The organism is Marinifilum sp. (assembly GCF_965230805.1).
Taxonomy (GTDB): domain Bacteria; phylum Bacteroidota; class Bacteroidia; order Bacteroidales; family Marinifilaceae; genus Marinifilum.
In genome coordinates this window covers 2,949,989-2,975,824 of sequence record NZ_OZ246019.1, presented here as the reverse complement: position 1 = coordinate 2,975,824, position 25,836 = coordinate 2,949,989, and the positions used below count along the sequence as shown (strand labels likewise).

General features: G+C 36.5%; 26 protein-coding genes. 10 read left to right on the top strand and 16 right to left on the bottom strand.

The window, feature by feature from the left end; translation table 11 throughout:
* The first annotated feature begins 205 nt into the window (after positions 1–205).
* Positions 206–451, top strand: coding sequence for a hypothetical protein (locus tag ACO05S_RS12060; RefSeq protein ID WP_421918258.1), 246 nt, complete (start codon positions 206–208; stop codon positions 449–451).
* Between the two features lie 556 nt (positions 452–1,007).
* On the opposite strand, the gene ACO05S_RS12055 is transcribed toward ACO05S_RS12060, so the two are convergent.
* The 7 genes from ACO05S_RS12055 to ACO05S_RS12025 all read right to left on the bottom strand — a co-directional run bounded on the left by ACO05S_RS12055 (position 1,008) and on the right by ACO05S_RS12025 (position 8,119).
* Positions 1,008–2,012, bottom strand: a complete 1,005-nt coding sequence (locus ACO05S_RS12055; RefSeq protein ID WP_421918257.1) for an FAD:protein FMN transferase — start codon at positions 2,010–2,012, stop codon at positions 1,008–1,010.
* A gap of 90 nt (positions 2,013–2,102) precedes the next feature.
* Complete coding sequence (gene nqrF, locus ACO05S_RS12050) at positions 2,103–3,362, bottom strand: NADH:ubiquinone reductase (Na(+)-transporting) subunit F (protein ID WP_421918256.1); 1,260 nt, start codon at positions 3,360–3,362, stop codon at positions 2,103–2,105.
* Between the two features lie 112 nt (positions 3,363–3,474).
* Positions 3,475–4,092 (bottom strand): NADH:ubiquinone reductase (Na(+)-transporting) subunit E, encoded by a 618-nt coding sequence (nqrE, locus tag ACO05S_RS12045; RefSeq protein ID WP_421918255.1) that lies wholly within the window; start codon positions 4,090–4,092, stop codon positions 3,475–3,477.
* Positions 4,093–4,110: 18 nt separating this feature from the next.
* Positions 4,111–4,755, bottom strand: a complete 645-nt coding sequence (locus tag ACO05S_RS12040; RefSeq protein WP_421918254.1) for an NADH:ubiquinone reductase (Na(+)-transporting) subunit D — start codon at positions 4,753–4,755, stop codon at positions 4,111–4,113.
* A gap of 7 nt (positions 4,756–4,762) precedes the next feature.
* Positions 4,763–5,467, bottom strand: a complete 705-nt coding sequence (nqrC, locus tag ACO05S_RS12035; protein WP_421918253.1) for an NADH:ubiquinone reductase (Na(+)-transporting) subunit C — start codon at positions 5,465–5,467, stop codon at positions 4,763–4,765.
* A 20-nt stretch (positions 5,468–5,487) separates the two neighbouring features.
* Positions 5,488–6,666 carry an NADH:ubiquinone reductase (Na(+)-transporting) subunit B gene (locus ACO05S_RS12030; protein WP_421918252.1) on the bottom strand — a complete coding sequence of 393 codons (1,179 nt, stop codon included), beginning with the start codon at positions 6,664–6,666 and terminating at the stop codon, positions 5,488–5,490.
* A 97-nt stretch (positions 6,667–6,763) separates the two neighbouring features.
* Positions 6,764–8,119 (bottom strand): Na(+)-translocating NADH-quinone reductase subunit A, encoded by a 1,356-nt coding sequence (locus tag ACO05S_RS12025; protein WP_421918251.1) that lies wholly within the window; start codon positions 8,117–8,119, stop codon positions 6,764–6,766.
* A 206-nt stretch (positions 8,120–8,325) separates the two neighbouring features.
* Between ACO05S_RS12025 and ACO05S_RS12020 the strand changes: the two genes are divergently transcribed.
* The 4 genes from ACO05S_RS12020 (at position 8,326) to bioB (ending at position 11,117) form a co-directional block, all read left to right on the top strand.
* Positions 8,326–8,847 carry a type IX secretion system plug protein domain-containing protein gene (locus ACO05S_RS12020; RefSeq protein WP_421918250.1) on the top strand — a complete coding sequence of 174 codons (522 nt, stop codon included), beginning with the start codon at positions 8,326–8,328 and terminating at the stop codon, positions 8,845–8,847.
* A gap of 125 nt (positions 8,848–8,972) precedes the next feature.
* On the top strand, positions 8,973–9,614 hold the full coding sequence (locus tag ACO05S_RS12015) for a hypothetical protein (protein WP_421918249.1): 642 nt from the start codon (positions 8,973–8,975) through the stop codon (positions 9,612–9,614).
* A 148-nt stretch (positions 9,615–9,762) separates the two neighbouring features.
* Positions 9,763–10,122 carry a hypothetical protein gene (locus tag ACO05S_RS12010; RefSeq protein ID WP_421918248.1) on the top strand — a complete coding sequence of 120 codons (360 nt, stop codon included), beginning with the start codon at positions 9,763–9,765 and terminating at the stop codon, positions 10,120–10,122.
* A gap of 20 nt (positions 10,123–10,142) precedes the next feature.
* Positions 10,143–11,117, top strand: a complete 975-nt coding sequence (bioB, locus tag ACO05S_RS12005) for a biotin synthase BioB (protein ID WP_421918247.1) — start codon at positions 10,143–10,145, stop codon at positions 11,115–11,117.
* 336 nt (positions 11,118–11,453) lie between these two features.
* Here the strand turns inward: bioB and ACO05S_RS12000 are convergent, their stop codons facing one another.
* From ACO05S_RS12000 to ACO05S_RS11990, 3 genes are read right to left on the bottom strand one after another with little or no spacing between them, the layout of a single operon-like run.
* Positions 11,454–12,167, bottom strand: coding sequence for a LytR/AlgR family response regulator transcription factor (locus ACO05S_RS12000; RefSeq protein ID WP_421918246.1), 714 nt, complete (start codon positions 12,165–12,167; stop codon positions 11,454–11,456).
* Positions 12,151–13,221 carry a sensor histidine kinase gene (locus ACO05S_RS11995; protein ID WP_421918245.1) on the bottom strand — a complete coding sequence of 357 codons (1,071 nt, stop codon included), beginning with the start codon at positions 13,219–13,221 and terminating at the stop codon, positions 12,151–12,153. Before ACO05S_RS11995 ends, ACO05S_RS12000 begins: the two co-directional genes overlap by 17 nt.
* Entirely contained in the window at positions 13,218–13,946 is a 729-nt protein-coding gene (locus ACO05S_RS11990) for a hypothetical protein (RefSeq protein ID WP_421918244.1), read from the bottom strand. Before ACO05S_RS11990 ends, ACO05S_RS11995 begins: the two co-directional genes overlap by 4 nt.
* Positions 13,947–14,182: 236 nt before the next feature.
* Here ACO05S_RS11990 and nhaC point away from each other — a divergent pair, with 236 nt between their 5' ends.
* From nhaC to ACO05S_RS11975, 3 genes are all read left to right on the top strand, one after another.
* Positions 14,183–15,634 (top strand): Na+/H+ antiporter NhaC, encoded by a 1,452-nt coding sequence (nhaC, locus tag ACO05S_RS11985; protein WP_421918243.1) that lies wholly within the window; start codon positions 14,183–14,185, stop codon positions 15,632–15,634.
* A 224-nt stretch (positions 15,635–15,858) separates the two neighbouring features.
* Positions 15,859–17,490 (top strand): L-glutamate gamma-semialdehyde dehydrogenase, encoded by a 1,632-nt coding sequence (pruA, locus tag ACO05S_RS11980; RefSeq protein ID WP_421918242.1) that lies wholly within the window; start codon positions 15,859–15,861, stop codon positions 17,488–17,490.
* Positions 17,491–17,734: 244 nt separating this feature from the next.
* A complete protein-coding gene (locus tag ACO05S_RS11975; protein ID WP_421918241.1) occupies positions 17,735–18,040 on the top strand; it encodes an FtsB family cell division protein in 306 nt (101 codons plus the stop codon).
* 27 nt (positions 18,041–18,067) lie between these two features.
* On the opposite strand, the gene ACO05S_RS11970 is transcribed toward ACO05S_RS11975, so the two are convergent.
* Positions 18,068–19,333, bottom strand: a complete 1,266-nt coding sequence (locus ACO05S_RS11970; protein WP_421918240.1) for a glycosyltransferase — start codon at positions 19,331–19,333, stop codon at positions 18,068–18,070.
* A gap of 178 nt (positions 19,334–19,511) precedes the next feature.
* Positions 19,512–20,099: an OmpH family outer membrane protein gene (locus ACO05S_RS11965; protein ID WP_421918239.1), complete on the bottom strand. Its 588-nt coding sequence runs from the start codon at positions 20,097–20,099 to the stop codon at positions 19,512–19,514.
* Positions 20,100–20,442: 343 nt separating this feature from the next.
* Here ACO05S_RS11965 and ACO05S_RS11960 point away from each other — a divergent pair, with 343 nt between their 5' ends.
* Positions 20,443–21,354: a proline dehydrogenase family protein gene (locus tag ACO05S_RS11960; RefSeq protein WP_421918238.1), complete on the top strand. Its 912-nt coding sequence runs from the start codon at positions 20,443–20,445 to the stop codon at positions 21,352–21,354.
* A gap of 32 nt (positions 21,355–21,386) precedes the next feature.
* Here the strand turns inward: ACO05S_RS11960 and ACO05S_RS11955 are convergent, their stop codons facing one another.
* From ACO05S_RS11955 to ACO05S_RS11940, 4 genes are all read right to left on the bottom strand, one after another.
* Positions 21,387–22,106, bottom strand: coding sequence for a hypothetical protein (locus tag ACO05S_RS11955; RefSeq protein ID WP_421918237.1), 720 nt, complete (start codon positions 22,104–22,106; stop codon positions 21,387–21,389).
* 34 nt (positions 22,107–22,140) lie between these two features.
* Positions 22,141–22,713 carry a nitroreductase family protein gene (locus ACO05S_RS11950; RefSeq protein ID WP_421918236.1) on the bottom strand — a complete coding sequence of 191 codons (573 nt, stop codon included), beginning with the start codon at positions 22,711–22,713 and terminating at the stop codon, positions 22,141–22,143.
* A 306-nt stretch (positions 22,714–23,019) separates the two neighbouring features.
* The gene (locus ACO05S_RS11945; protein ID WP_421918234.1) at positions 23,020–23,604 is read right to left on the bottom strand and encodes a superoxide dismutase; all 585 of its coding nucleotides are present in this window, start codon (positions 23,602–23,604) and stop codon (positions 23,020–23,022) included.
* Between the two features lie 128 nt (positions 23,605–23,732).
* On the bottom strand, positions 23,733–24,335 hold the full coding sequence (locus ACO05S_RS11940; RefSeq protein ID WP_421918233.1) for a superoxide dismutase: 603 nt from the start codon (positions 24,333–24,335) through the stop codon (positions 23,733–23,735).
* 180 nt (positions 24,336–24,515) lie between these two features.
* On the opposite strand from ACO05S_RS11940, the gene ACO05S_RS11935 reads away from it, so the two are divergent.
* A complete protein-coding gene (locus ACO05S_RS11935) occupies positions 24,516–25,820 on the top strand; it encodes an MATE family efflux transporter (RefSeq protein ID WP_421918232.1) in 1,305 nt (434 codons plus the stop codon).
* Positions 25,821–25,836: the final 16 nt, after the last annotated feature.

Genomic DNA, 25,836 nt, shown 5'->3' with positions numbered 1-25,836 from the left:
ACAATTCCTCCTTGTATTTCAGAATCCATAAGTAGGTTTGTTTTTATTTAACAGAATTTTCCTGTTTTTTATAAGACCAAATTTAGTGAGAATTATTCTAAATTAGAAAGATCACTCTAAGTATTTCAGACCTTTTATTCCTGTTTGATTTGGCTTTACAATCTTGAAATGATATCTTTGCCAATAATTTTTAAGAATTATTCGAATGATTGTAAAGGTTTTACTATTAACTATTATCATACTTGTAATTGCGTTTATTGGTTTTGCAATTTCAATCTTAATTAAAAAGAATGGAAGGTTCCCTGAACTCCATATTGGAAGAAACGAAGAGTTAAAAAAACGAGGAATCAATTGTGCCACATCCCAACACAAAATAGAGCAGGAAAAAGCAAAAAATGCCAAATTACATAAGAATTTAAGTCTTCTGGATAAGGAAATGGAAAGCTTATAATACTACTGGTATTACCATAAAATAAGTCTCATTCTTTTGAGTTGATTGTTCTTAAAGAATATCGCCGTAACTAAAGCTATGGTTTATCATAATACTGGCACAGCCTGAACTTAATGGTGGTATAAAAGTTAAAAAATCTTAAATATGGGTTGTATCAGAACAAGTCCGTTAATGTTTGCGTTTTAAATATAAAAAATAGACACTTATGGGTGTATTCTTTAAAATATTGTTACTCGCAGCATTTTTACTTGTTTTGGCTTTTATTGGATTTGGAATAAAACTCCTGTTCGATAAGAAAGCAAAATTTACAGGAAGTAGTTGCGGTTCGTGTGTCTGCAATGATTATGAAGTAGAATCATGCGAAACAAAATGATACCGATATAATTTTCTGTTTTACTCTCTTTGCATTATACCAGTTCTTTTTCATAACAACTACTTTTCAAACAATTATACCAGAGAACCATTAACTTATTGCATTTACAAAGTTTGCTAATCGAATTTACCCGTAAATCCTACCTAAAAAATATTTAAGCTTCACATTTAGCTATAAATCATCTTAATCGAGAATCTTTCCTTTTAAACTTTCTGTAGTAAATGTTTGCAAGCTTCCCATTTTATCTGTGAAGATGAAATAAGCTTCCAATTCGGGATCATCTTGAACAATCTCAATGCTTTTTTTGAGTCCTAGCACCATAAATGCAGTGGCATAAGCATCGGCTTTCATACAGTTTGGCGCCACAACCGATGCAGATAGTAAGCTGTGCTGCACAGGATATCCAACTCGTGGATCAATGGTATGAGCATATTTTTTTCCATCTTTAATGTAGAACTGGCGATAATTGCCTGATGTTGCTAAAGCCCCATTCTCTAATTCAAGAACATCTTGTATTTGTCTGGATAAAATAGATGGGTCATCAATAGGTTTATCAATTCCTACTCGCCATGGCCTTTTTTTATTGCTATTGCCTTTCGCCCTAATCTCGCCTCCAATTTCAACCATATAATTAACAATCCCTTGTGATTCCAAATAATCGGCAACTATATCTACTCCATATCCCTTTGCAATAGCACTGGCATCGAACATGATTTTAGGATCATCTTTTATCACTTTCCCTGACTCTAATTTCACCTTTTGATATCCTACTATTTTCAATAAACTATCAACTGGTATATCCTCAGGTTCGAGCTTATTTTTGAACCCAAATCCCCAAGCGTTTACAAGAGGAGCTACAGTCCAATCAAATGCTCCGCCTGTGATTTTTGCGATTTGTTCACTGGTCTTAAAACAGTTGATAAAATAATCATCCAAAACCACTGAAGAATCGTTTTCATTCACCTTGGAAATTACCGACTCAGGATTATAGGTTGACAATGAGTTATCGAACTCCTTTAACAGTTTGAGAATTTCAGTCTGAAGTCCTTTGTCATTCGAATATTGATATACGAAGTGATAAAATGTTCCAAACACTTTTCCTTCGTTGAAATGATATTTAGCTTTAGGTTGACAAGAAAACAGTACGAATCCTGCCATCAAAAGGATTAGCAATTTAAACTTTTTCATGATAGAAAATTATGATATTACGAATTCTCGAATTTACAAAGAGTCCAAAAAATAAGCAAGCCTCGAAAATTCGAGGCTTACTTTTTATTATTACGATCCAAAGTCGTCGAAATCTACCATTTCATCTGGCACTCCTAATTCATAAAGCATATTTTGAACAGCTGAATTCATCATTGGAGGTCCACACAAATAGTATTCTATATCTTCCGGCTCCTCATGATTACTTAGGTATTTATCGTAAATCACCTGGTGAATAAAACCAGTTGGTCCTTCCCAATTATCTTCAGGTAATGGCTCAGAAAGTGCCAAATGCCATTCAAAGTTAGGGAAATCGGCAGCGATAGCGTCGAACTGATCTGCATAGAACACCTCTTTTAAGGAACGTGCTCCATACCAGAAAGTAGCTTTACGACCTGTTTTTACGGTGTGGAACAAATGGAAGATATGTGAACGCATTGGAGCCATACCAGCACCACCACCAATAAACATCATTTCGTTGTTTGTTTCCTTGATAAAGAATTCTCCATAAGGACCCGATACAGTTACTTTATCACCTGGCTTACGAGAGAAAATGAAAGAAGAACAGATCCCTGGATTTACATTCATCCAACTATTGTTTACTCTATCCCATGGAGGAGTAGCAATACGGATGTTCAACATCACAATATTACCCTCGGCCGGATGGTTAGCCATTGAGTACGCACGGTAGGTAGGCTCCGGGTTTTTCATTTTAAGATCGAACATCTTAAATTGTTCCCAATCTCCTTTGTAATCTTCTTCGATATCCATATCCTTAAAATCAACATCAACCTTAGGTACATCAATCTGAATGTATCCCCCTGATTTAAAGTCAAGAATTTCTCCTTCGGGAAGTTTTACCACGAACTCCTTAATGAAAGTAGCCACATTGTGGTTCGAAACCACTTCACACTCCCATTTCTTGATTCCCATAATTTCCTGAGGAATCGACATGGTCATATCCTCTTTTACCTTAACCTGACAAGCCAAACGCCAATCACTTTGAGCTTCTTTACGAGTAAAATATCCTGTTTCGGTTGGTAAAATTGATCCAGCTCCATCGTGCACCTGGCACTTACACATTGCACAAGTACCGCCTCCACCACAAGCAGATGGTAAAAAGATTTTTTCCTCTCCTAAGGTACCCAAAAGAGTATTCCCTGGTTCAACAACCAATTTTAGGTCTCCTTCATTAATATCAATTGTAACTTCTCCTGATGGAGTAAGTTTCTTCTTTGCATACAATAGGATAGAAACCAGTACCAGTATCACAAGCAAGAAAATAACAATACTTGTGGCAATCACTGTTCCCTGTGTTGTTAATAATATCATCTCTATTCTAATTTCGAATTATGAATGAAGAGTTATAAATTTTGAATGAATAATTTATTTTACTCCTTTTAATTCTTAATTCATCATTAATAATTAATAATTAATTTAAAGCTTAGAGTTTGATACCCATGAAGCTCATAAAGGCGATTCCCATTAATCCTGTTACAATAAATGTAATCCCCAATCCTCTTAATGGAGCAGGAACATTAGAGTAACGTATTTTTTCGCGAATCGCTGCAATACCTACAATCGCAAGTAACCACCCAATTCCAGATCCTAAACCGAAAGAAGTCGCTTCTGCCAAAGAGGAGTAATCTCTTTCCTGCATAAATAGTGACCCACCTAAAATTGCACAGTTTACAGCAATCAATGGTAGAAAAATACCAAGTGAAGAATACAATGTAGGTGCAAATTTCTCAACGATCATCTCTACCAACTGCACCATAGAAGCAATTACAGCAATAAACATGATAAAGCTTAAGAAACTTAAATCAACATCTGCCATAGAAGGATCTAACCACACCAGAGCTCCTTCAGCCAATATGTATTTGTTTAGCATGTAGTTCATAGGAACTGTAATACCCAATACGAATATTACTGCCAAACCTAATCCCATAGAAGTTTTAACGGTTTTTGATACCGCAAGGTATGAACACATCCCAAAGAAATATGCGAATACCATGTTGTCGATGAAGATCGACTTGATAAATATATTAATCAGATTTTCCATGTTTCAGTTTTCTTTAGATTAGTTCGACTCAATTAAGGACTTATCCTTAGATCTTTGTACCCAAATAATGATACCTACAACCACCAATGCCATTGGAGGTAGAATCATTAATCCGTTGTTCTCGTAACCCATATCATAAACTGCTTGCGGGATCACATGAAAACCATAAAGGGTTCCCGATCCAAGTAATTCACGGAAAAAGGCTACAATTACCAGAATAATACCATAGCCGGCAGCATTTCCTATTCCATCAAGGAATGCTGGCCAAGGCTTATTACCTAAAGCAAATGCCTCTAAACGTCCCATAATAATACAGTTAGTAATTATCAGCCCAACAAATACCGATAGTTGTTTGCTTACATCATAGGCAAAGGCTTTCAATATCTGGTCAACAAGGATTACCAAAGCAGCAACCACAACCAATTGCACAATTATTCTAATTCGTGATGGGATTGTATTTCTAAGTATTGAAACTATAACATTAGCAAGTGCCAATACAGCCATAACTGAAATGGAAAGAACAATAGCTGGTTCCAATTTTGCAGTTACTGCCAAGGCCGAGCAAATACCCAATACCTGCACAGTAATAGGATTATCACTACCCAATGGATTGGTTAGCAATTTTCGGTTTTTAGCCGAGAATAATGGTTCTTTATCGCTCATCTCGTACTTATTTTGAAGATTTTAAAAACTTTTCATAACTACTAAGGTTATCACGAAGCATGGTTTCGAACCCCTTAGAAGTAACAGTACCACCCGATACTGCATCGAACTGATGGAGATTTCCACTAGCCGTACCTTTTACCATTACGATAGAGGTAAATTTGCCAACCTCATCGAAAATTTGTTTTCCAACAAATTGATTCTGGAATTCATCGGTAGCAATTTCTGCACCTAAACCTGGTGTTTCACTTTTATGAGCAAAAGTGGCCCCGAAAATGGTATTTCCATCTTTTTCCATTGAAATGTATCCCCAGATTGGCCCCCACATTCCTTTACCTCTTACTGGTAAGATCATTTTTTCACCAACACCTTCTTTATTGAAAACAAAAACAGGTAAATTTCTCTTGTTAAGATCTTTACTACTTTCTTTTTTCAAATCTATCTTAAAGGCTTCCTCTTTGTCTTCTGATTTCACCTTACCTTCTGCTCCAACAGTAAAAGCTTTAACAATGTACTGATCATACAACTTTTCTGCATCACCAGGAGTTGAAGTAATACCCACAGCTTTTAATATGTCCTGTTTTTTCTCAATTTCCTTGTTTTTATTCTGACGTGGCTTTAATTGCAAGGCAGTAAAAGACAATACAGCTGCTACAATCAGCACCATTACAGAAGCATAAAGGAAAGTATATTTATTACTATTCGTATTCATGTCTTAGTTTGATTATTTGATTAAGCTTTCACCTTTACTCGTTTCAATCTTCTCTTCACATTGCCTTGAACAACATAGTGATCGATCAATGGGGCAAAAGTGTTCATGAAAAGAATTACCAACATCATGGCTTCTGGGAAACCTGCATTTACAACACGAATTAATACAGCCAGAAATCCAATTAAGAAACCATAAATGTATTTACCACGTGTAGTTTGAGTTGCTGATACAGGATCAGTGGCCATAAATACGGCACCAAATGCAAATCCCCCCATAATTAAGTGCTGCCAAGCAGGAACTAATTCCATATATGGGTTTGCACCAATTAGGTTGAAGATAGCTCCCATAGCGTAACCTCCAACAAATACCGATAACATGATTCTCCAACTTCCGATGCCAGTAGCAATCAGAATAACTGCACCAATCAATATTGCAAGAGTGGATGTTTCTCCAATCGATCCAGGGATAAATCCCACAAACATGTCCCAAGCATTGCTTAGATGTTGTTCAAAGATTGATTTTGCAACATCACCATTGGTATCAACCAAAGACGCAGCATGAGCCAGTGGTGTTGCCCCAGAAAAAGTATCTGCTTTTTCAGCTATCCAAACTGCGTCACCCGACATTTTAGACGGATAGGCAAAGAAGAAGAATGCACGTGCAACCAAAGCCGGGTTCCAAATATTCATTCCAGTTCCGCCAAATACTTCTTTTCCAACAACTACTGCAAAGGCAGTTGATACAGCTACCATCCAAAGCGGAGCTTCAATTGGCATAACCAAAGGAATTAACATACCGGAAACCAGGAATCCCTCGTTTACAGCATGTCCTCTCATTTGCGCAAATGCAAACTCGATTCCCAAACCAACTACGTATGATACCACCACGATTGGTAATACTTTGATTAAACCATATACGAATATCTCAGTTAGATCAGTAGTTTGACCAACAGATAAGAAGTGTTGGTATCCTATGTTGTACATACCAAACAACAAGGAAGGTATTAAAGCCATAACAACCACAGACATCGTGCGCTTCAAATCAATAGCATCTTTGATGTGTGTACCTGTTTTGGAAGTATGATCAGGAACAAATAAGAAAGTCTCAAAAGCGTCGAAAGTAGACGCCAACTTTTCCAACTTACCCCCTTTTTCAAATAAAGGTTTCTTTTTATCAAGAAATTTTCTAAGTGCTTTCATTGTATTTTTAAGTTTTAAATACTTGAAGTGCCTAAAATTGAAAGTTATGAATTAATTATTCCTTTTTAACTTTATGGACTTTAAGTACTAACTATTTTTAGCTCATTTCTTTAATCATCAGATCAATTCCCTTACGGACGATATCCTGAACATCAATTTTTGATGTACAAACGAATTCGCATAAAGCAAAATCTTCAGGTGCAACTTCATAAATCCCCAATTGCTCCATTTGATCGATATCTTCAACCAAGATTGATTTGATCAAGTGAACAGGCAATACATCCATAGGAAGAACTTTCTCATACTCTCCGGAAACAACGTAAGCACGATGCTCTCCATGCAGATTAGCATCCAAACGATACTCCTTATTAGGACTTAACCATGAGAAAAAGGCTTTTGACATAGAGAATTTGTTGAAGCCAGGCATAGCCCAACCTAAGAATTCATGCTTATCTCCTTCGGGAATCACTGTAATTTGTGAATCGTACATACTAATGAAACCATCCTCCGGAATTTGTTTCCCTGTTAATACATTACCTGAAATTACACGAATCTTCTCATCATCTTTCAGTTTTCCTTTTAAGATATTTCGAACAGAAGATCCGGCTATACTTTCGAAATAGCATGGTGTTTTAACTTCGGAACCACAAAGAGCTACTTTACGACTTACATCATAAATCCCCTTCTGAAACAAACGACCAATGAAAACAACTTCTTGCGGACGAACAACCCAAGCAACTTCTCCTTTGTTAATCGGATCGACATGATGGATTTGAACGCCTACATTACCTGATGGGTGAACTCCTGTAAATTGATTTACGATAGCATTCTTAACTTCTGTAAATATTTTTGCCTGATTCAGATTCGGATTGATATTCAAATGAACCTTTCCTTCGGTAAGCTTGCGGAGTGCATCAATACCAATCTGGAATGCCTCTGCATCTCCTTCTAAAAGAAAATCAACATCTGCCGCTAAAGGTGCTGAATCGAAAGCAGAAATGAAGATTGCTTTAGGCGTTTCTTCTGGTTTTGCTATTACGTCGTAAGGACGTTGACGAATAAAGGCCCAAAGACCACTTTTAAGGATTTCTTCCTTAACTTCATTGCGCGAAAGACCAGTAGGATCAGCTTTCTTAAACTCTTCGTATTGGATTTCTGCGTTGGCTTGAACAACCACTTCTAAAATCTTTCTTCGTTCTCCTCGATTGATAGCAACTACTTTACCACTAACCGGAGATGCAAAATTAATTTCAGGGCAATACTTATCGAAGAATAAAGGAGTTCCAGCCTTTACTTCAGCATCCACCTTAACTTTTAATTTTGGTGTTAATCCGGGAAAATCGGTAGGTTTAATTGCATATGTCTCAGAACGATCAGATTTTTCAAGTACTTTTTCAGCCTTTCCCATCAGCTTAATATCTAAGCCTTTTTTGATCTTTTTAACTTCAGACATGTTAAACTATTTGATTTTATTAATTTGCGTCAAAAATAAATAATTAATACTCCAATTCATAACAGAACAAATTGCATGAATGTGTTCTAAAACGATCGGATACATGTTTTTTAATACATGTAAAAAATTCGCTCACAAATATATAAAGCAAATTCTTAAAATATAAGTTTTTGGTCTATTTTTAACCAATATATATACATATCAATATGCGTAAAATTTTCTTGATATCCATTATCTCCTTTTCCATCTTAATTTCAGTAAATTGTAAGGCTTCCGATCTTGATTCTGGATTTATATATCGCAATGAAATAAAGAAAAACAGCATTAATACTGTTCAGATGTTTCCTATTGGTTGGGAACTTGCAGAACCAGTTATCCAATTAAAAGGAGATAATCAGCTCCTTTTTTCTTTTGACGAAATTAAAGAAAATATTCAAGATTACTCCTATCGAATTCTACATTGTGATAAAAATTGGTACAATTCAGGCCTTAGCGAGTTCGATTTTCTTGAAGGTTTTTCGGAAAACCAAATTACAGAGTACGAACACTCTTTTAATACAAATGTTAATTATATCCACTATAGTGTTAAAATCCCCAATGATGATATCAGCTTAAAACTATCCGGCAATTACGTGATTGAGGTTTACGAAGATTTTGATCCTGAAAAGGTCGTTATTCGTCAGCGATTCATGATATTAGACTCAAAGTTGATATTCAAGGAATTGTAAAACATCCTGTTTCAATTGACAAAAGAGATTCTCATCAAGAAGTGGATTTTAGCATTTTTCACCCAAATTTCAAGATTGATAACCCTCAACTTGATCTTACTGTAGTTCTAACACAAAACAATAGATTGGACGGCACGGAGAAAAAATTAAAACCCATTTTTATTCGTAAAAACGAATTGGTTTTTGATTACGAGGAGGAAAACATATTTGCAGGTGGTAATGAATTCCGCCATTTTGATTTAAAAAGTTTAAGATATCAAACCAGATTCATCAGAGAAATTACCAGAGAAATGGATACCTCATTGGTGCTACTGTCGCCAGGCAACAACCGCCACTTTAAGCAATATATCTTCGAACAGGATATTAATGGGAATTACCTTATTGAAGTTCAAGAGCGTGATACTCCCGAAACTGAAGCAGACTATGCATATATCAATTTTACTTTGCCTATGGATAATGAACTAAGGCATGGTGACTTTTATGTACATGGTAATTTCAACAACTGGCAATGCAATGAGCGAAATAAAATGCACTACGACTATGAGAAGGGTGCTTATGTTGCCACAATTTTTATGAAACAAGGTTATTACAATTACCAGTTTGCCTTGGTTGACCACAATACAAAGATTCCTGATACATCTTATATTGAGGGCAATCATTGGGAAACCGAAAACGACTATGTAATCTATGTTTACTATCATGATATTGCTCTGAATTACGATATGTTGATTGCTTATAAAAGCATTAATTCTACCGAGAGGTTTTGATTTTACTGACCAAGCCTGTAACACCTCTACTTACATCTTGCAAAATCAAGTTCGAAAAGAAAAAAATAATACTTTTGACTCCGAATTAGCTATCTTGCTTTCTTCAATCATTTAATCTTAGCTTGCTATCTTCAAACAAAAAATTGAAATGATGACGTCTGTACAAAAAATCGGTAAACAAAGATCGAATTTGCAGGTATTCAGACGATGGAGCAGAAAATCATATGCTGTATTTGCAAGTATGAATCAGGAAATAAAAATTTCCACCATGAATGCAAGTTACAACTTACTGATGCCATCGAAAGAATCTGGCTTTTCGGGATTCTGTTTTTTACCAGAAAGCGGACGGGATAAAAATGAAATGGATGATCCGGATCTTATAGCATCCGAAATCATCGAAATGCTGGTGATACAAAACGAAAGTAAAAAAATCACCAATGGGAAAGGGTCCGGCATAATGTCGAATAAGATTCTTTCTGCTCAAGTTTTATCCTATCCTAAAAATTAAACGACTAGAAAAATCTTATTATGACTGACATTAGAAACAACTGGACTCACGAAGAGGTTAAAGAAATTTTCAACTTACCATTGCTTGATTTGGTGAATCGTGCTTCGAATCTTCACAGAAAATATCACGATCCATCGAAAATGAATATGAATACGCTGATTTCGGTTCGTACCGGAGCATGTTCGCAAGATTGCAAATACTGTGCACAATCAGCCAGGTACAACACCCACGTAAAACCACAAAAACTTAGCCTTGAGAAAGTTTTGGAAGAAGCCAGGTTTGCCAAAGAAAATGGTGTTAAGCGTGTATGTTTAAGTTCAGCTGGTAGAGATGGAAACCGCGATGACCGTTTCGATGAGATTGCGGAAATGATTACCGAAGTGAAAAAAATGGGACTGGAAGTTTGTTGTACCATGGGGATGATCAATAAAGAAAAAGCTCAAAAATTAGCTGAACTAGGAATCACCGCCGTAAATCACAATATCGACACTTCGGAAAGACACTATCCTAATATCACAACAACACGTACTTATTCTGAAAGATTGGAAACTCTTGCAAACCTTCAGGAAGCAGGAATTCAATATTGCTCTGGTGGAATTTTAGGTATGGGTGAAAACGACGAAGATCGCATTGAAATGCTTCGAACTTTGGCCAACCAGGTACATCATCCGTATAATGTTCCATTGAACTCATTGGTACCGGTTGAAGGAACTCCATTTTATGGAAAGGAAACCATTGGTATTTTCGAAATGGTTCGTGCCATTGCAACAGCTCGTATTTTAATGCCTAAAACTGTTGTTGCCTTTGCAGCAGGTAGAACACATTACAGCCAGGAAGGACAAGCTCTTTGTTTCCTTGCCGGGGCAAATTCAATTTTCTTTGGAGATAAATTGCTTACTGTTGACAATATGACCATCAACGAAGATGAGCACTTGTTGAGCCTGTTGGGATTGACTCCAACCAAATATCAGGAATTAACAACAATTGAAGAATAAATAATCTGATAATTATGAAGAGCTTTACTTTTTAGTGAGGCTCTTTATTCTCATTAATCTATCAAGCCTACGATTTCCAGACACATGTTTCCGGTATCTAAAATGCGCATCTGAGAAATCCGACATGATATTCCGACGCCGGAAACGTGTATCGGAGAAATTCAGAAGGGTTTTCCGGCTCCGGAATGGGGTGCCTGGAAAATTACAATGGGGTATTCCGGGACCGAAAACATACGCCTGCAGATCCCGAAGGGGGTTTCCGATGTCGGAAACATATGTCGGGAAAATTCAAGGTCCATTTTCAATGCCGGAAACAGCCGTCAACAACAATTCAAATTACCTTTCTTGAATAAGATCTATTAGTTGCTCGCGATAAGAGTTTGCTAAAGGAACCATATTACCAGCAATGCAAAGCCGATTCCCTTCCAAATATTCAATTTTCCTGACATTGATAATATAAGAGCGATGTACACGCAAGAAGACCTTTTCGGGAAGTTTTGTGATGAAGTTTTTTAACGTTTCATGAATTATCAAACAATCACCTTCTCTATGTAGCTTTAAATAATCCCCTTCCGATTCAATAAAGTTCAGCTCAGACGGTTTTAACAGGTAGGTTTTCTTGTTGGATTTGACCAAAATCGTTTCTTCCTGCAGATCTTGTTTCTGCTCGGCCTTATCCTGTAAAGAGAGAAATTTATTCACCGACCTTAAGAAACGTTCAAAGGAAAAGGGTTTCAAGAGATAATCCAAAGCATTCAAATCAAATCCTTCAACCGCATATTCTGGGTAGGCAGTGGTGAATATTACTTTTGGCGATTGCTCCAAACTTTTCAACCATTCAATGCCATTCATTTTGGGCATATTGATATCCAAAAACAACAAATCTACCTGCTCTTTCAATAAGAATTGATTTGCCTCTAGGGCATCATTACATATTGCTTTTAGCTTTAATTTAGCACAATCCAGTACATAGGATTCTAAAACCTCTTGCGACAATGGTTCGTCTTCAACAATAATACACGTATATATTCTATCAATACTTTTGTTCATGATTAAGTTCTATTTTAAGAGCTATGCTAAACTCATCTTCCTGTTTGGATAAATGCAATTCATGTTTGTTTGGATAAAGGGAATCCAACCTGCTTTTTACATTCTCAATTCCAAATCCACCAATTGGATCAATTTCCTTACGGGATTGCTTTGGAATAGAGTTACGCAAATTCATTTCCAATTTAGCATTTTCAATTCGAATACTGAGATCAATGATATCCCGATCGAACTGGTTTAAACCTCCATGCTTAAAACTATTCTCGATGAAAGGAATCATTAAAAAGGGTGCAATTTTCTGACCGTCCAATTCTCCTTCTATCAGGTATTGAATTTTTGTTTTGTTTTTACATCTTAGCTTTTGTAATTCCAAATAATTCGTAATGTAGGCTATTTCCTTTTCCAAATCTACATACAGGTCGTTCGACTCATAAATCATGTATCGCATTAAATCGGATAATTGGAGAATGTAGTGCGGTGTTTCATCCGACTTTTTTCTTGCCAAAGCATATAATGAATTTAGGTTATTGAATAAAAAATGCGGATGTATGTTTGATTTCAGGGCCAACAATTCAGTTTCCGATTGCTTTTGTTTCATCTCCACCAATTTTTTCTCAGTCTCGATCACTGCAAACCATGACTCCGAAAGCTTAAGTAATGTAGTTAGACCCAAGTAAACGATACTAAACTTTAGTAAATCAGCAATTTCGTAGGAAGAGATAAAGAAATAATCCGGAGCAATATAATCACTTAAATATCCGAATGTAAACTCATTTAAATAGGCAATGGCAAACCATACAACAATAAAACAAACCAGGAATAAGAAGTACTTTTCCCTTCTTAAAAATCCTGGTATCAACAGCAGTAGATTGATGTATACTCCAATGACCAAACTGATGTGAAATAAAGCAGTATACACATAGTCTATTTTGGATAATTTCTCTTCGTAGGAGAAATAATGGATCAGCACATAAAAGGAAAGCACCCAAAACAGGAGGTGATGTAAAAACCTGCTTTGGATTGTTCTGCTTAAGATATTTTTCAATTGATGAATCATTTTGTTCTTTTCAAAATCAATGCTTCCTTAGGATTATTAAACATTTCAGAATCTGCAAACTTGATTAAGAACTTTTGAATGTCCTCGGTTTTCGCAGTAATAATTATCTTATTGTCTCTATTAACATGCTCAATCCTTATTTTTTTTGTTTGTACGAGTTCGTCAAATGCATCTTGTTCAAGTGAGTTAAAATTGATCTCATTCTTTTTCAAATGCAATTTAAGAAAACCATGATTTCTGCTCATTAATCCAGCTGCATAGGTATCTCCCATTTTATCATACATGTCATCTTCATTAGGAACAACATCAATAAAATAGTGATCATCTAAATTCGACAACCTCCCATCCAAAACGCAAGTATCCTTCTTACTTATAATAGTAACCTTATAATGCTTTCGTAGATCAGGATTCTTGGCATATCTTTTTATCCTCTTTATCTTTTCTTTTTTACGTTTTTCGGTAGTAAAAAAATCAAAATTATAGGATTCCTCTCCGTCTTTTGTTTTAACAGCCGGTTCATTTAAACCTAGAGAATCTACAATGGTTTTGATCTCATAAATGGTTTGGTCCTGATCAATCCATTCTCCATTCAATTCCTCTAAATGCACCCTGTCCTTATCGGTATACAATGGATTTAAAGAACTCACCGTACAAGATTGGGTAGCCACGATTAGGATGAATAAAAATCTGACAACTATTGTTTTATTACTTAGTTTTGTATTCATGATTTTTGTTTTAGTGAAACATCTGTCTATTTGATCATGATCTACAATCAAAATAAAGGAATCAATACTTCAATCTAAAAATCTTTCGATGTTTGCCGGCTTAATTTCGATAGAAAACAAATTCCTATCGATTTCGACCTCTCAGCATATAAATTTAACAACTGATTTATTTTAATTCCAATTCCCACCTATTTTTTGTAAGTTCATAAGCTCTAAAACTAAGCCAAAACCTACACATGACCAAGAACAACAAATCCCTCTCTTTAGGAGAAGCCATAATTCCAATTCTTCTTCTAATCGCCTTGCTAAGTGTTAATACCATTGTTTTTGACGATCTCGCCATCGAAGGTGCCAATCAATTCTCCTTATTAATAGCTGCTGCCATTGGCGGTATTATTGCACTGCGCCATGGTAAAAAATGGGAGGATCTGCAAAAAGGCTTTGTAAAGAGTATTGGTACAGCAATGCCATCGATACTGATATTACTATTGATTGGTTCGTTAGCTGGTACCTGGATGATTTCGGGCGTTGTTCCGGCTATGATCTATTATGGACTGGAATTCCTGAATCCGAAACTATTCTTAATGCTTTCGGTGGTGATATGTGCCATTATATCGGTGGTGTCAGGCAGCTCGTGGTCTACCATTGCCACCATTGGTGTTGCTTTGCTCGGAATTGGAAATGCCATGCAGTTTAATCCGGCTTTGGTTGCCGGTGCCATTATATCCGGCGCTTACTTTGGCGATAAGGTTTCTCCCCTGTCGGATACTACAAATCTGGCTCCAGCCATGGCCAATGTCGATTTGTTTGTACACATTCGTTATATGATGTACACAACAGTTCCCTCAATATTAATCACATTGGTGATTTTCCTTATCATAGGATTTACCAAACATGGCGAAATAGATCCGGAAAGCATACAGCAAGTACAATTTGCTATCAAAGAAACTTTCACCATTACGCCGTGGTTATTTCTGGTTCCTATACTATTATTTGTAATCATCAGCAAAAAGGTTCCGGCATTGCCAGCCATATTGGCAGGTACATTAATAGGTGGTATTTTTGCAATTATCTTCCAGCCGCAAATTATAAATCAACTTTCGAATAGTACATCATTTATCGAAGCAAGCTACGATGCGGTAATGAAATCAATTTTTACAGATATAAGTGTTCCTGTCGATAATGAAAACATTCAGGATTTACTATCAACAGGTGGTATGAAAGGAATGTTGAATACCATCTGGTTGATTTTAACCGCCATGGTATTTAGCGGTATCCTCGAAACAGCAGGTATTCTTAAAAAAATTACAGAATACATGTTAAAGGCGGTGCATTCAAACGGCTCGTTGGTTGCCACTACAGCCATTAGCTGCGGATTTTTGAATTTAACGGCATCCGACCAGTACATCTCAATAGTAGTTACCGGAAGAATGTTTGCAAAATCATACCAGGATCAAAATTTAAAACCCGAAGTATTAAGCCGTACACTTGAGGATTCGGGAACAGTAACCTCAGTTTTGGTTCCCTGGAATACATGCGGAGCTGCACAAGCCGGAGCATTGGGAGTAGCAACAACAGCATTCGCACCTTTCTGCTTCTTTAATATCATTAGTCCCTTTGTTTCCATCACAATGGCTTATTTAAACATCAAGATTCGAAGAATTAATACCAGTTCTATTAAGAAATGAGTCTTAACTTTTTTTCATACACTTTAAGTACTTTAGGCACTTAAAAAATATCATAAGTTAAAAATTAAGCCATTAATACAAAATCTTGTGAAATTCTTAGGTACAATGTTTTTGATATAAATGCTAAATCATGATAATACTCATAAATCAAGAATTGTTTTTTTTATAGATTTGCTGAGAGAATAAAAAAACTGTAAAATAATAACCCTTAAACAATCATTACTATGCCAAAAGGTATATACAATGTTCCGGTTGCTACAAACGAGCCTATTTACTCCTATGCACCAGGAACTCCAGAGAGAGCTGAATTGCAAGCTACCATTAAAAAAATGCGTTCTGAAGTAATCGAAGTACCTATGTATATCGGTAACGAAGAAGTAAAAACAGGCAATTTGTTTGCAATGACGCCACCACACGATCACAAACATGTGTTGGGACACTATCACCAAGGAGGAAAAGAACATGTTCAAATGGCTATTGATGCAGCTTTAGCAGCCAAGCCAGCATGGGAAAATTTAGCTTGGGAACATCGCGCTTCTATCTTCTTAAAAGCTGCTGAATTAATTTCCGGTCCTTACCGTATGAAATTAAACGCAGCAACCATGTTGGGACAATCGAAAAATGCTTTCCAGGCCGAGATCGACTCTGCTTGCGAAATTGCTGATTTCTTGCGTTTCAACGTTCAGTATATGACTGAAATTTACAAACAACAGCCAATGTCGTCGAAAGGTGTTTGGAACCGCGTTGAGCAACGTCCGCTTGAAGGGTTTATTTTTGCTTTAACGCCATTCAACTTTACAGCGATTGCAGGCAACCTTCCAACTGCTCCTGCTATGATGGGTAATACTGTAGTTTGGAAACCATCTAAAACTGCTGTTTACTCGGCTCAGGTTTTAATGGAAGTATTTAAAAAAGCAGGTGTACCTGATGGCGTTATCAACTTGGTATACGTTTCCGGTCCTGCTGCTGCTGACGTAATTTTCAACTCTCCTGACTTTGCCGGTATTCACTTTACAGGATCAACTGGCGTATTTCAGGACATTTGGAAAACCATTGGTAACAACATTCACAAATACAAGTCGTACCCTCGTATCGTGGGCGAAACAGGTGGTAAAGACTATATCTTTATGCACCCAACTGCTGATGTAAACGAAGTTGCCACTGCAATTACTCGTGGTGCATTCGAATATCAGGGACAGAAATGTTCTGCTGCTTCGCGTGCTTATATTCCGGCAAGCAAGTGGGATGCTGTTTTGAAATTAGTTCAGGAAGATTTGGCAAAGATCAAAACCGGTGGAACTGAAGATTTCACAAACTTCCACAATGCGGTTATCGACGAAACTACTTTCGATAAGTTAGCTTCTGCCATTGACGATGCCAAGGCTTCTCCGGATGCCGAAATTGTGGCTGGTGGTGAGTACGACAAGTCGGTAGGTTACTTTATCAAGCCTACGGTAATTCAAGCTAAAAAAGCAGATTACATTACCATGGAAGAAGAGTTGTTCGGTCCTATTATCACCATCTTTGTTTACGAAGATGATAAGGTAGACGAAACTTTAGACATTCTTGATCAGACTTCGATTTATGCATTGACTGGTGCTATTTTCGCTGGTTGCCGTTACGCAATCGAAAAATTGGTTAAGCGTTTAACTCACACTGCCGGTAACTTCTACATCAACGACAAGCCAACGGGTGCTGTTGTTGGTCAGCAACCTTTTGGTGGCGGTAGAGGTTCGGGTACAAATGATAAGGCTGGTTCGATGATTAACCTATTGCGTTGGGTTTCTCCACGAACCATCAAAGAATCATTTGTTCCTCCTGTAGATTATATGTACCCTAACTTCTTGGAAGACTAGGAATAAAAATATAGGATTCGTAAGTCGGACCTACGTCAGTACGATTCCGGTTTCCAATTTTGTATGAATATTTAAGGTGAAAACGACCGGAATCTCTTCGGTCGTTTTTTATTGGGATAATATCTCGCTGTTATTATTTCTATAGAAACCTTGCATGCAAGCTCTCTACCAATACACAAATTTTCTAGTTTTACACCTTTCCACTCTTACACATTATTTGTATTTTAGCCGGAAAGACAAAGCAATGATTCTCAAACTCGCAAAAAGATACTTTCCAAAAATAATCAGAAGTAAATACCTTATTGCTTTCCTGATTTTCTACTTGTGGTTGTTCTTTGGTGACCAACATTCCATTTGGGAAAGAAAAGAATATGAATCTAAAATTGAAGCTCTCGAAAAAGAGAAAGCTTATTACCTAAAGAAAATTGAGAATGATAAAGCCCGAATTCACCAACTGAAAACCAACAAGAAAAACCTGGAAAAATTTGCCCGCGAACAGTACCTCATGAAAAAAGAAAATGAGGATATTTTTATTTTTATTGAAGACTAACCCGTATTACCCCGAAATTGGTATGATTTATCTTTTTTCGTAATCGCGATAAATCTCTAACAACTGCTTGGCTGAGTAGATTCCTTTGGAATCAATTCCCAAATCGGCTAACAACTGCTTGGCACAAACCACAATACTTTCCTCCTCGATAAATTGCTCGTGCACATTATTTAAGAATTTTAAAACTTTAAAAGCATTAAAGGCTCCAAAAAATTTCTTACGAAATGTATCGATTGAGGCACAGTTTTTATTGATTTCATCCAATACCTCAAAGAAATTGTCTTCCTTTAAATAACTACGAACCGAGCCTGGTAATTGTACCAATAAACTATTTAAATAGGTATCGTAATCCACTCCAAAGAAATCATCCACTTTATCGAAGAATACTTTAAGCTCTTTAAAGGCCGTATAGTTGTAAGTTTGGTAATCAACAATTCCCTCATCAACAAAAGTTGAAACAGCTTTTCCTGTTCCAAATGGCACTCGATCCGAAACACGAGGAGAAGGAATTACACGTGTGGTTTTTATCTCGTAAAACCTACCCAGTGGTATAATTTTCTGCAAGAAATAAAAATCTTCGCCTGCCTGTCGGCGATTCATTCCTCCTTGTTTGATATATGCACTTGCTGCTACAGCAAAACTTGACCCAACCGTGTGATAAGCATGAGGGTGTCCGGCATATCTCATCGCAAGCATGTAGTATCTCAGATACAATTCGTATTGCGAAATAGCCTCATAAATTTGCTGATCGAACTCATCCCCCTCCAAAGGATGCTCAAAAAAGACATTGGCTCCATTGGCTTTCGGATCCTTTTGAAAGAGCTTCTCAATTTCCACCAAGTAATTCGGATCACAGGCCGAATCTGCATCATAACCTGTAATGATCCCATTCGATTTGTCGATTTTATTGAATCGAGCCACCGCCTCGTCCATTACTATTTTTCTAGCAAAACCCACACCTGCAAACTTTCTTTTTAGCTTGGGCTGATGAATTAAATAAAACTTCAATTTCTCATCCTGATGGGTTTCCATCCACTCCCTTGCTTCGGCTATGGTTTTGGCATTCTGATCTAAAACTTTTTGCTCCGTCTGTTCTCCTGAATTTACAATTACAATTACTTCCACCACACCATAAGGCCGATCGCAATTCCATAATGCCTCCAAACTTGGAATTAAATCTGGTTCATTGTAACAAGGAATTGTTACAATCATGTTCAACCTTTCGTCCACAGTGGCAGCGATGTACTCGGGGTACATGCGTTGTTTATTCAGGTATTTATCAGCAAAAGCCATTTTTTATAGATATGAGATGCGAAATTCCAGATATGAGATCTGAGATTATATCCTTATTACTTTGGAAGGAATTTAATGTCTCATTTCTTATATCTCTGATCTAATTTCGTGGCAAATATATAAAAAAGGCAGCTAGCTAATCAGCTACCTGCCCTTTCTTAAATTTTAAAACCTTCAGTTATTTTGTTTCAGGTGTATATCTGGCGTTTAACCCATCGATAATTTCCTGAGTAATATCTAAACCATCTTGCGAGAACAATACGTTACCTCCTTGGGTAGTACTTAAAATCAAGCTGTGGTTACGTGTTGAGTTGTATTCTTTTAAATAGTTGGTAACACTATCAAACAAACGCTTGCTGTTTGCTTGCTGCTCACCCATTAACTCCGCACTTAGCTCTCGATCCAATTGCTGTAAATTTTGCTGTTTGGCAATTAACTTTTGCTGTGCTTCTTCTGCTCTTTGACGGTTTAAAAAGCCATTATTTTGAAGCTTGCGCTGAAATTCCATTGCTTCTTTCTCTAATTTCTGAGCTTTAAAGTTAAAATCAGTACGCGAATCTTCTTGTTTCTTCAAAAACTTCTCATTTAAATCGCGTGAAAAGTTATAGTTGCTTAGTAATGAATCCGTATTAATGTACACAACAGCTCCTTCTTCCGCTACAGTTTTCACATTTTTCGATTCTCCTTTACCTGAGAACTGAACAAAGTAAAGAATTGCAACAGCAACAACTAACACGGCATTTAATGCAACAGATAAATTTTTCATAGGTATTTAGTATTTAATTTTCTCATTTATTTCAATACCTCTTAGTAGGGTATTGCCATTTTTTGATTTTGCCTAACAAATATAACTTTTATAAGTAGACTAAAAAATTCCTGACATTCAGAAAGGGTTTAAAATTTATCCCTCAGCTTTTTTGGATGAAAGAATGAAGTCTAAATTGGTTAAATTCTATCTAATGCCTCAATTTTAAAATCGCATCAACTTTAAAACCTCCTAAAATATCCAAAGATCTTTATTTGCTGATAAACATCATTCTTTTTCTACTTTTTACTCTTTACATTGTGGACTACAATTATCAAGTATTAATCACTAAAAATTTAAATCAATGTTCAATAAACTTATAGCAGCAACTCTCCCCTATATGCCAAAGAAATTAGTTTGGATATTCTCTAAAAGATACATTGCCGGAGAAAGCATTGAAGATGCAGTAAGAGAATCAAAAAAATTAAATGATCAAGGTATGAAAGTTACCGTTGATCTTTTAGGAGAATTCATTAAAAACCTTGACGAAGCTACCGAAAACACGGAGGCTTATCTGGAAATCATCGAAACTTTCGAAGCCAACAAAATTGACGGAAACTATTCGGTTAAGCCCACCTTTTTTGGGTTGTTGCTTGACGAGGAAGTTTGTTACCAGAACATCCGAACCGTTGTAGCTAAAGCGTCTGAATACAACAACTTTGTTAGAATAGATATGGAAGATTCTCCTTGCGTTGATAAAGAAATCAGCATCTTTAGAAGATTAAAGGCTGAGTTCCCGAAAAATGTAGGTTTGGTTGTACAGGCTTATCTAAAACGCACCCTTAACGACTTAAACAACATGATGGACATGCAGAACGGCGTTTCGAAACTAAACTACCGTTTGTGTAAAGGAATCTATGTTGAGCCCGATGAAATTGCATACAAGAAATACGAAGAAATCAATGAGCACTTCTTGAAAGATTTGGATTTTATGCTTAAGAATGATGTATATCCTGGAATTGCAACCCACGACAAGCCCTTGGTTGATGGTGCTTACAAATTGATTGAGAAGTACAATGTACCGAAAGATAAATATGAGTTCCAAATGCTATACGGTGTAACTCCTGAGCTAAGAAAATCAATTGTTGAGAAAGGACATAACATGAGGGTTTATGTGCCATTTGGAAAAGATTGGTTTGGATATTCAACCAGGAGATTAAAAGAAAATCCAAAAATGGCCTCCTTAATTATAAAGGCTTTATTTAATAGAGGATAATACAAAAGCGGTGAAAATTCACCGCTTTTGTATTATTTCTTATTCTTTGTTTTAATTCCGTATCGATACATCTGTTTTAGTTTGATGATCTCCTTATCGGTAACCAAATTATCCGGGATTTTCATAGTACGCTTTCGTTGAAGTCTTTTTACTTCGGGCAAAGTTCTTAAGGTACTCACTCCCGCAACCATTTCTTGGGGAACCATGGCTTTGTTATTATTTTCTATCACATGTCTTTTAATTAACATGTCAGTATTGGCCTTGGCATCCATCTCTTCGGGTTTTTGGGTTAAGGCTTCATAGGTTGCCGAATTCACATTGTTCTTAGCCCTAACATACTCGGGCGTATTTACCTTGGCATTAATAAAAGCCTGTTTAAAGTCTCCAAATCGTGGCAGAATCAATACTTCCTGCAATGCTACTGTATCTTTTGCCATAAATACCCCAAAAAGATAAGAATCATATGTCAGGCTATCGCTAACCACAATTTGTACATTCTGATATCCAACATAGGAATATTGAATGGTATCACCCGCATTTACCCAAAATGAAAAGCGACCAAATGCATTGGAGGTTCCTGCCTTCTTATTATTTACCGTATAATGGGCATATGGCAATGAAGAAAGTTCTTCCTGATCCATAACCGCACCTGTAAAAAACAAGGAATCTGTTTTTATCTTCTGTGCATTTAGCTTCTCTGTTGCAAGAACAAAACAAAAAAGAGCAATGCATCCAACCATATATCTTCTCATTTTACCAGTATTTTTTAAGTCCGCAAAATTACAGTTACAATTCTTCTAAAATGATCTCGTCGATACCACGTTTTGGAACATGATGAACCCCATTTTCGTCGCGCCAATATTTGATATCTCCATTGTTCATTTCTTCGATAACTACTTCCTCTTTTGGCTTTCCCAATGCTATTAGCTGGATTATGGAGTATCCCGCCTCAATTTTTAGTAGTTCACGAAGCTCTTTCTCTTTAAATGCACGAATGATACAGCCTCCAAAACCCCTTTCAACAGCACCAAGCAGCAAATTTTGAGCTGCAATTCCATCATCACTAAAATAGTTTTTCCCAAGCGCATCATCGTTTACCATCACCACATATGCAGATGGCCTTTCCCCCTTTCGTGGTCCATCCCAATCTTGCAAATAACCAGCCCAAGCCAATTGTTCAAATACACTTTCGCACATCTCTTCTGATAAGATTATCATGTATTTTATTGTTTGTGCATTTCTTCCAGAGGCACCAAGTCTTGCTAAATCAATCCAAGCCTTAAGCTGCTCTGAACTTGGCTTTTCATTTTCGTAAAACCTTCGGTAACTTCTGTTTTTGGCAACTAATTCTCTTAACATTTTTAATGAAATATTGTTATACACCTATTGTATTTAGTCTAGGATATAAATTAATCCATTTTTATTGACTCATCAAAGAAATTAAACATTCTATTCTATCCAATATTTAAAATGCTACACAAGATCATTACTGATACCGATATTACTCATTATTAATCAACGGCTTTAACCAAAGCCTGGACTACCCAATAATATCAATAAAAAAATCCAGTGATAAGCTTTCACTGGATCAATTCAATATTTTTGTCAGTATACCTAGTATTGCCATGAAATAAATCTCATACAAAACTGGTAGTAAGAATGATCTCAACTTTTTTCAAATCTTGTTTCGATTAGATCCCAATCAATCAATTGCCAGAAATTCTCGATATACTTTGGTCGTGCATTCTGAGTATCCAAATAATAAGCATGCTCCCAAACATCCATTGTTAGGATTGGCACATAACCATCTCTTAATGGATTTTCTGCATTCTTTTTTTGAATGATATTAAGTTTGCCTGCTGAATCAGCTGCCAACCAAACCCATCCTGAACCAAACAATGTTGCTCCGGCTTTTGAAAATTCAGCTTTAAAATTATCGAAAGAGTTAAATGATGAGTTTATTGCTGCCAGCAGTTTGCCCTTAGGTTCGCCTCCTCCTTTTGGCTTAAATGCCTCAAAATAAAAGGTATGATTGTAAACTTGGGCTCCATTGTTAAAAATTCCACCTTCGGCATGTTTTACAATGTCCTCTAAACTCGCATCTTCAAAAGCAGTTCCTTTAATTAGATTATTTAAGTTCGTAATGTAAGCCTGATGATGCTTTCCATAGTGGAATTCCAGGGTGTTTTTGCTGATATAAGGCTCTAAAGCACTTAATTCATAAGATAATGTAGGTAGTTTGTGTTCCATTTTTTATTGATTTTTGATTTTCTCCTCAATTTCACAATTAAAAATTACATATTCAATAAAATAAAAAAGAAAAAGGCCGATTCTTATAAAAAGAACCAGCCTCAAAATCAAAAAAACAATAAACAAAACTAATCCTGAAAGCGTTTAGTCACTTCCTCCCAATTAATTACTTCCCAGAAAACTGAGATATAATCGGGTCTTCTATTTTGAAACTTTAAGTAATACGCGTGTTCCCATACATCCAACCCTAAGATTGGTGTTCCTTTCACATCTGCTATGTCCATCAGTGGGTTATCCTGGTTTGCTGTTGACGAAACCACCAACTTGCCGTCGGCTTGTTTTACCAACCAAGCCCAACCTGAACCAAATCGTGTTGCAGCAGCTTTAGCAAATTCTGCTTTAAAGAAATCAAAAGATCCAAAATCTTTTTCGATGGCGGAGAGCAAATCGCCGGTTGGTTCTCCTCCTCCATCAGGAGACATCACCTTCCAGAATAAATCATGATTAAAATATCCTCCTCCATTGTTTCTAATTGCAACTGAATGCTGAGAAATATTGCCAAGAATCTCTTCAATATTTTGATTCTCCAAATCGGTTCCTTCAATAGCAGCGTTTAAATTATTTGTATATCCCGCATGGTGCTTCGAATGGTGAATTTCCATTGTCCTCGCATCAATATGCGGTTCCAATGCATCATACGTATAAGCTAATTTTGGTAACTCGAAAGCCATATATTTTTATTTTTTTATGGTTGTGTGAATAGATTTAATTGTTACTAAAACAAATCTAATTTTTACGTAGATTAATTCCAAATAATTTAAAGACTTTTTCATCTTTTATTTTCTCACCTTTAAACATTCTTGAAACAGAACAATTTTGGCTACTTTCGCTTGCTGATTAGAAATTGAATTGTGAATAGAAAAATCTTAAATATAGCCGTACCCAATATTGTTAGTAATATTACCATTCCATTACTGGGATTAGTCGATCTGGCTTTAATGGGACATTTGGGAAAAGTAGATTTTATTGGGGCAATTGCATTAGGAAGTACCATATTCAATTTTTTATATTGGGGATTTGCCTTTCTACGCATGGGAACTACCGGCATTACGGCTCAGGCCTATGGTGCACGCAACTTAAGCGAAGCCATTCTTTCGCTGTCCAGAGCTTTGAGCGTTGCTTTGGTAGGTAGTGCACTGATTCTTATCCTTCAAAAACCTATTGAAATGCTAAGTTTCTGGTTGATCGAAAGTGAGGCGTCTGTTGAATCCATTGCAAAATCATATTTCTACATCAGAGTTTGGGCAGCTCCTGCTACCATTGGTCTTTATGCTTTAAACGGTTGGTTTATTGGTATGCAAAATGCAAAAACACCAATGCTAATTGCAGTAGCCGGAAACATTATCAATATCGCTTTGTCGGCATTTTTTGTGTACGGACTAATGCTGGATGCCAGAGGCGTTGCCTTAGGTACACTGATTGCTCAATATTGCAGCTTACTGATTGCGCTGTTCTTTATCTTTAAAAACTACAGGCGACTATTTAAATATTGGAGTGCCAAAGGAATGATGAAGCTACAGGAATTAAAACATTTCTTTCTGGTGAATAAAGATATCTTCATCAGAACACTCTGTATTATTTTTGTGTTTACCTTTTTCACCACCGAATCGGCAAGTGTAAACAAAGAAATTCTTGCCGTAAATTCCTTATTGCTTCAGTTCCTTTTTATCTTCTCGTATTTTATGGATGGTTTTGCTTTTGCAGCAGAGGCCTTGGTTGGTAAATTTATTGGAGCAAACAACTCTCAGAATCTCGCAAAAGTAATTCGCTTACTTTTTATTTGGGGAATTGGCATAAGCGTAATGTTCACCCTTGCTTATGGCTTTTGGGGTATTGATATTTTATCCATTCTTACTGATGTTGAATCGACCATTGCAATGGCTCGTGATTATTTAAAATGGGTTATTCTGCTGCCTATTTTAAGCTTTGCCTCATTCTTAATGGACGGAATCTTTATCGGGGCAACCGCTTCAACCTACATGAGAAAAACCATGTTGGCTGCCACCCTATTCATATTTATACCCTTGTATTATTTTTTAAACGAGTCGCTTGAAAACCATGGCCTTTGGATAGCCATGTTGGGTTTTATGTTTGCAAGAGGTTTATTTCAAGCCATTTATTACAAGAAAGCCGTAATGGTTTACTTCTCAAAATAGTCGCTGCTTAAAAAGT